Origin of the sequence: Polaribacter sp., from assembly GCF_965656025.1 — a bacterium.
GTDB lineage: Bacteria > Bacteroidota > Bacteroidia > Flavobacteriales > Flavobacteriaceae > Polaribacter.
This window is the reverse complement of record NZ_CBFHJT010000020.1, coordinates 14,020-20,276: the sequence shown is the minus strand read 5'-3', so window position 1 is coordinate 20,276 and position 6,257 is coordinate 14,020. Positions and strand designations below refer to the sequence as shown.

Below are 6,257 nucleotides of genomic sequence, written 5' to 3'. Positions count from 1 at the left end.
TGATTGGATTGTAAAAGTAATAGATGTACATCCATCTGAATTAGTAAATGATAAAGAAAACGATAAATTACAAGATCATTTAAAAATGAGTAATTACCATTTAATGGTTAGAAGCGAGGTTTTACGAGGTAGATTTAGAAATAGTTTTGAAAATCCTGAGCCATTTATCCCGAATAAAAAAACAGATGTAGATATTAAGTTACAAGATGTTTTTCATACGTTTAAAAAAGGACATAAATTACAAGTTCAAGTACAAAGTACTTGGTTTCCTTTGATCGATTTGAATCCGCAAACGTATGTAGATAATATTTACAAAGCAGGCGAAAAAGATTTTAAAACTCAAACACATACTGTATTTACAGATTCTTCTATTGAATTCTCTGTTTTAAAATAATAAAATATTATGAAAAAAAATATTCAAATTTTAATTCTTTTTTTAGTTGCTTTTTCTTTAAAAGCACAAGAAAAAATAGCTCCAATTATTAAAAATGGAGAAGCACAAATTGTTGATGCTTTTAAAGATTCTAAAAACTGGATTCGACATGATTTATGGGTAGAAACTACTTTTGATTCTGATGGAGATGGAAAGTTAGACAGAGTTCATGTAGACGTAACCAGACCAAAAGCAACAGAAAATGGCTTAAAGCTACCTGTAGTTTATGAATCTAGCCCCTATTATGCAGGTACAGCAGGAAACTCAGAAGGTTTATTTTGGGGAGTGAAACACGAAATTGGCGAAAAAGCAAAACCAAGAACGCACGTAGAAGTTAAAAGAAGAGGCAAAAGACCTATCATTTCTAATTCTCAAATTAGTACTTGGGTCCCTAGAGGTTATATTGTTGTACACTCTTCTTCTCCAGGAACAGGTTTATCTGATGGATCTCCAACAGTTGGTGGAGATAATGAGTCTTTAGCCCCAAAAGCAGTGATAGATTGGTTAAATGGACGTGCAAAAGGATACACTGAAAGAAATGGAAATGAAGAAGTAAAAGCATATTGGACTACTGGAAAAGTAGGGATGACAGGAACTTCTTACAATGGAACCATTCCTTTGGCAGCTGCAACAACTGGTGTAGATGGTTTAGAAGCAATTATACCTGTGGCGCCAAATACTTCTTATTATCATTATTATAGATCTAATGGCTTGGTGCGTTCTCCCGGAGGTTATTTGGGTGAAGACATTGATGTGTTGTATGATTTTATCCACAGTGGAAAAGAAGAAAACAGAGCCAGAAACAACAAAGTTGTAAGAGATACAGAAATGGCTAATGGAATGGATAGAGAGACTGGCGATTATAATGATTTTTGGGCAGGAAGAGATTATTTAAACGATATGAAACCGATGAAAGCTGCCCTGTTGATGTCTCATGGTTTTAATGATTGGAATGTAATGCCAGAACATAGCTACAGAATTTATAAAAAAGCATCAGAAATGGGGCTACCCACTCAAATTTATTATCACCAAAATGGCCATGGTGGTCCACCTCCAATAAAAATGATGAACAGGTGGTTTACACGCTATTTATTTGGTATTGAAAATGGTGTAGAAAACGACCCAAAAGCGTGGATAGTTAGAGAAAGTGATAAACGAAGTGAGCCAACTTCTTATAAAAATTATCCAAATCCAGATGCGAGTAATGTTACTTTTTATTTAGCTGGAAACGCACCTGAAGCAGGAAGTTTATCAACAAACAAAACAAATTCGAAAACAAAAGAAACCTTGGTAGATAATTATTCTTTTTCTGCTGAAGCTTTGGCACAAGCAGCTTATACAAATCACAGATTATTATATGTATCTCCTATATTAAAAGAGGATATTCATATTTCTGGGATTTCTACAATTAAAATAAAAGCAGCTAGTTCTAAACCTGGTGTAAATCTTTCTGTTTACTTAGTTTCTTTACCTTGGAATTCTGGTAGAAGAACTAAAATTACAGACAACATTATTACACGTGGTTGGGCAGATTTACAAAACTATAAATCATTAACAAGTAGCAAACCATTAAAACCTGGTAAGTTTTACGAAATGACATTTGATTTACAACCTGATGATCAAATTATAAAAAAAGGGCAACAAATTGGTTTGATGATTTTTTCTAGTGATAATAATTATACATTATTACCAAAACCTGGAACTGAATTGACTGTAGATTTAGCTGGCACAAAAATTACCATACCTATTGTTGGTGGTAAAAGTGCTTTTGATAAAGCAACTGAATAAATAAAATTTTAAAAGAGGCTGTTCGAAAATATTTTTAAACAGCCTCTTCTTTATGATGAAAAAAATAACGATTCTTTTTTTACTTTTTAGTATGGTTTCTTTTGGACAAAATATTAAAAAACATCTTTGGAAAAACAGAGTGCTATTGGTTTTTACAAATGATGTACAAAGTGATTTTTATAAAAATCAGGTTTTAATGTTACAAGAACATCCTAAAGAATTATTAGAAAGAAAACTGGTAGTTTACCGTTTTACTAAAAATTCTTATCAATATAATTTTAGTGGTAACTGGAAAAAATCTACAAAATTTAAAAATGAGAAATCAGATTTTAAAATTATGTTAATTGGTTTAGATGGTGGTATTAAATTAGAGCAAACCCAACTTTTATCAACAGAAAAATTATTTACAATTATTGATGGGATGCCCATGAGAAAAAGAGAATTGAAAAATAAAAATTAATGACCTCTACAGAAATTGCATTACTTTTAAATAGCGACTCAGAAAAAATTACCAGAATTGGAGAAATTATTGGTAAAAAAATTCCTGAAAAAGATAATTTTGAAAACTTAAATGAGTTCGAAAAAAACTTTATTTATATAGATGTTTTAGAGAGTAATGTTACGGAAGGTGGATTTATTCAGTTCTTTTTTAATTCTTCAGGACAATTTACACACGAAATTTTTCAGGCTTATTTAGCCATAAAAGCAGAAAAAACAGTAGATATTTTAACAAAAGCTATTTTTTTGTTTCCAGAAATTCCTGTTCCTAAAAATATACATCTTCGTAGAAAAATTTTAATGGAAAAAGAATCTAACATCGATTTATGGGACGATCTAGACAGAGAGTTTGATAAATATGAAGACAATATTATTGCACTTACTTTAGACTATGTACGAGATAATATTGCCTTTTTTGATTAATATTTATTCCTCTAAAATTTTAGAAATATTAGGCTTAAAGTAATTAGGTCCTTTTAAAACTTTACCATCTTCTCTGTAAATTGGCTTACCATCTTCCCCTAATTTACTCATATTACTTCTTTGAATTTCGTTAAAAACTTCTTCTATTTTATCTTGCATACCATGTTCTATAATTGTGCCACAAAGTATGTATAACATGTCTCCTAAAGCATCTGCTACTTCTACCACATCGTTGTTTTCTGCTGCCTCTAAATATTCTTCATTTTCTTCTTTCATTAAATTAAAACGTAGCAAGTTTCTTTCTTTACCAATGTTTGCAGTGGGTGTATATTTTATACCTGCACCAAAAGCTTTATGAAATTCATGTACTGCTTTTATTTTATTTTTCATCTGTATTGTAATTATTAAAGGTTATTTATTCGTAATTTTGTAATGTTATTTTATTCAGAGTTTTGAACTACAATATAGTATAAGTGTTTAGAATTTAAATAATATTTGAAAGGATTTAATAAAGAACTTATTAAGAATAAACCATATGTTTTTAAGTGCATTTTTTACAACAGGTAGAATTATTTTTATGATTTTTTTTATCATTGCTTTTATAGCTTTAATGGTCTATAGTTATAGAAAAGACATTAAAAACCATGAAAGATATTATAAAAACGCAGGTAAAAAGGTTTTAATTTATGGTGGATTAATTGTAATAATATTTATGGCAATCCGTTTTTTTACAGGTCATTAATCTAGCTTTTCTACCTCACTTAGTTTTGCGTGATTTAGCACTGTATAACCCTCATCATCAAAACTATAAGAAGCTCCATATTTTACGTTTGTTTCTAAATTATCAAAATCATACGAATATATTTGATACACCTTTTGTGCAAAAGATTCCTCATGATAATTTAATAAAATATACAAAAAAGCATCTAATTTTTCTATTTCTTGGTCTGTATAATTATACAAAGGACTTTTTTCATTAATAGGATGTACAACCGTCCAAATAGTTGGTAAATACATAATTTTTTTTCGCTCTAAATCTAAGGTGTAAAACTGTCTTTTAAACTCCCCTTTTTTATCTTTATGAGTAATCGAAAAAGTAACCGTAATTTCTGGCTCTATCATTACAGTTTTTCTTCTATTCATTAAACGAAACATAATTGCACGTTCCTTATTGAATTTTCTGAGAATTAAATTATGACTAAACTTTACATTTGCTTTGGGTTTAGAAAATCTACCATATAACAATCCTGTAATAAAAGAAAAACTAAGCAAGCCAATCATAGCCTCAAAAGCAGCAATAAAATTTGTAATAATACCTTTTGGTGCTAGAAAGCCATAACCAACCGTTGTTAAGGTTTGTGCACTAAAAAAAAAGCCACTTAAAAAATCTTCTATAAAAGTAGCTTTTGGATTTGTAATATGCTCTATGCCAACAGCTACATAAAGCAAACCGAAAAAAATATTTAAAGTGGTGTATGTAGCAATTATCAATAAGAAAAAACGAAACCAAGAAATATCTACAAAATAAGTATATAAATCTCCTAAACTTTTGTTTCTGTTGATGTGTTTTACATTGCTAGAGCCATCAATATTGATAATATCTTGTGCGTTTTGTTTTGATCTGTAACCAAAACCTGGATCTTTTATTTTTTTTGCCATATTAAAGATTGTAAAAGCTTCTTATCTTTTTTAAACGTTTCCACTCTATTTGATGTCTTTGTGTGTATATAAAAAAGCATCCTACATCTAATAAAAAATAAAAAAGACTAATTCCACTTGGTGGATTATTACTCGGTAAAAACTCAAAAACTTGAAAGCCAATTTCAGGCCATTTCCAAGCACCAAAAGCAGTCCCTCCAATTTCTAAAATAGCCACTAATATATACATAGAAAAAAAATATAACCTGTCTTTGGGTCTTTTCCATAAAAGTAAAAACACCCCGATTGTCATTACAAAACCAAAAACATCGTTAAAAAGTAATAAATAACTTGTTGCAAAAGCAGCTATAACAAAGCCAAACAACTGTTCTACAGCTTTATGGTGTTTTCTAACTACAGGTGCTTTGCTAAACATAAAAATTCTACCATATAAAGCAGCATGACCAAAAGGCACATACAAAGGAACGTTTTCTAATCTGTAAGTATACATATTTAGCGCTCTAGAAAATAGGTATTCGCCTCCAAAGCCTAATATAACTGCATAAATCATTAACTCTCTTGTTCTAATATTTGCTCTATAATACATTAATATAAAACCAGTTAACATAATAATATTTATAGGCAACTGAGAGTTTGTAACATTTTCAGCAAAATACACGCTGTCAAAAAAAAGAACAAAAACAAAGATGATAAAAATGCCAATTCTTCTATTAAAAATATAAAAAATAGCTTTTAAATCTTGTGCTGGAACTTGTGCTATTTTCATACAACTGGATATTTAAAACAGTCTGTTGTATGATCATTAACCATACCAACAGCTTGCATATATGCATAAACTACTGTAGAGCCTACAAATTTAAAACCTCTTTTTTTTAAGTCTTTAGATATTTTATCTGACAACGCTGTTGTAGCAGGGACATCTTCTTTTTTATGAAACTTATTGAGTATTGGCTTACCATCTACATAGCTCCAAATAAATTTAGAGAAAGAACTAAACTCTTTCTGAATTTCTATAAATGATTGTGCATTGGTAATGGCACTTCTAATTTTTAATTTGTTTCTAATAATACCCTTATCTTCTAATAAAGAGTGGTATTTACTTTCGGAGTATTTTGCTATTTTATAATAATCGAAATTGTCAAATGCCTTTCTAAAATTTTCTCTTTTATTTAAAATGGTAATCCAACTTAAACCTGCCTGAAAAGTTTCTAATACCAAAAACTCAAACAAAGTAGCATCATCAAAAACAGGCTGCCCCCATTCATAATCATGATAATCTTTGTATAATTGACTATCTGTAACCCAAAAACATCTATTTTTCATTTAGTTTGGTTTTATGGGTTTTATTTGGGTTTGTCTTTCGTTTACATATTCGAATGTGTTATCTCCAACAAAACCAGCTTCTTCTAGCATGATTCTAATATTTTTATTCCATTCTTTAATAAAAACAGCAGTA

At 29.6% G+C, this 6,257-nt stretch carries 9 protein-coding genes; 5 read left to right on the top strand and 4 right to left on the bottom strand.

Annotation, left to right across the window (positions count from 1 at the left end; genetic code table 11):
* The 4 genes from ACTG3S_RS05615 to ACTG3S_RS05600 form a co-directional block, all read left to right on the top strand.
* On the top strand, positions 1–394 hold a 394-nt coding region (locus ACTG3S_RS05615; RefSeq protein ID WP_439128386.1), incomplete at its 5' end, for a CocE/NonD family hydrolase C-terminal non-catalytic domain-containing protein.
* 9 nt (positions 395–403) lie between these two features.
* A complete protein-coding gene (locus ACTG3S_RS05610) occupies positions 404–2,221 on the top strand; it encodes a Xaa-Pro dipeptidyl-peptidase (protein ID WP_439128385.1) in 1,818 nt (605 codons plus the stop codon).
* A gap of 55 nt (positions 2,222–2,276) precedes the next feature.
* Positions 2,277–2,681: a DUF4174 domain-containing protein gene (locus tag ACTG3S_RS05605; RefSeq protein ID WP_439128384.1), complete on the top strand. Its 405-nt coding sequence runs from the start codon at positions 2,277–2,279 to the stop codon at positions 2,679–2,681.
* Positions 2,681–3,142, top strand: a complete 462-nt coding sequence (locus tag ACTG3S_RS05600; protein WP_439128383.1) for a DMP19 family protein — start codon at positions 2,681–2,683, stop codon at positions 3,140–3,142. The genes ACTG3S_RS05605 and ACTG3S_RS05600 overlap by 1 nt, the downstream gene beginning before the upstream one ends.
* A gap of 3 nt (positions 3,143–3,145) precedes the next feature.
* Here ACTG3S_RS05600 and ACTG3S_RS05595 read toward each other — a convergent pair whose 3' ends face one another.
* On the bottom strand, positions 3,146–3,532 hold the full coding sequence (locus ACTG3S_RS05595; RefSeq protein ID WP_439128382.1) for a hypothetical protein: 387 nt from the start codon (positions 3,530–3,532) through the stop codon (positions 3,146–3,148).
* 145 nt (positions 3,533–3,677) lie between these two features.
* Between ACTG3S_RS05595 and ACTG3S_RS05590 the strand changes: the two genes are divergently transcribed.
* The gene (locus ACTG3S_RS05590) at positions 3,678–3,884 is read left to right on the top strand and encodes a hypothetical protein (protein ID WP_439128381.1); all 207 of its coding nucleotides are present in this window, start codon (positions 3,678–3,680) and stop codon (positions 3,882–3,884) included.
* Here ACTG3S_RS05590 and ACTG3S_RS05585 read toward each other — a convergent pair.
* From ACTG3S_RS05585 to ACTG3S_RS05575, 3 genes are read right to left on the bottom strand one after another with little or no spacing between them, the layout of a single operon-like run.
* A complete protein-coding gene (locus ACTG3S_RS05585; protein ID WP_439128380.1) occupies positions 3,881–4,801 on the bottom strand; it encodes an ion channel in 921 nt (306 codons plus the stop codon). The two genes, ACTG3S_RS05590 and ACTG3S_RS05585, sit on opposite strands and share 4 nt — an antisense overlap.
* Before the next feature lies 1 nt (position 4,802).
* Positions 4,803–5,567: a hypothetical protein gene (locus ACTG3S_RS05580; RefSeq protein WP_439128379.1), complete on the bottom strand. Its 765-nt coding sequence runs from the start codon at positions 5,565–5,567 to the stop codon at positions 4,803–4,805.
* Positions 5,564–6,124 (bottom strand): DNA-3-methyladenine glycosylase I, encoded by a 561-nt coding sequence (locus tag ACTG3S_RS05575; RefSeq protein WP_439128378.1) that lies wholly within the window; start codon positions 6,122–6,124, stop codon positions 5,564–5,566. Before ACTG3S_RS05575 ends, ACTG3S_RS05580 begins: the two co-directional genes overlap by 4 nt.
* Between the last annotated feature and the right edge of the window lie 133 nt (positions 6,125–6,257).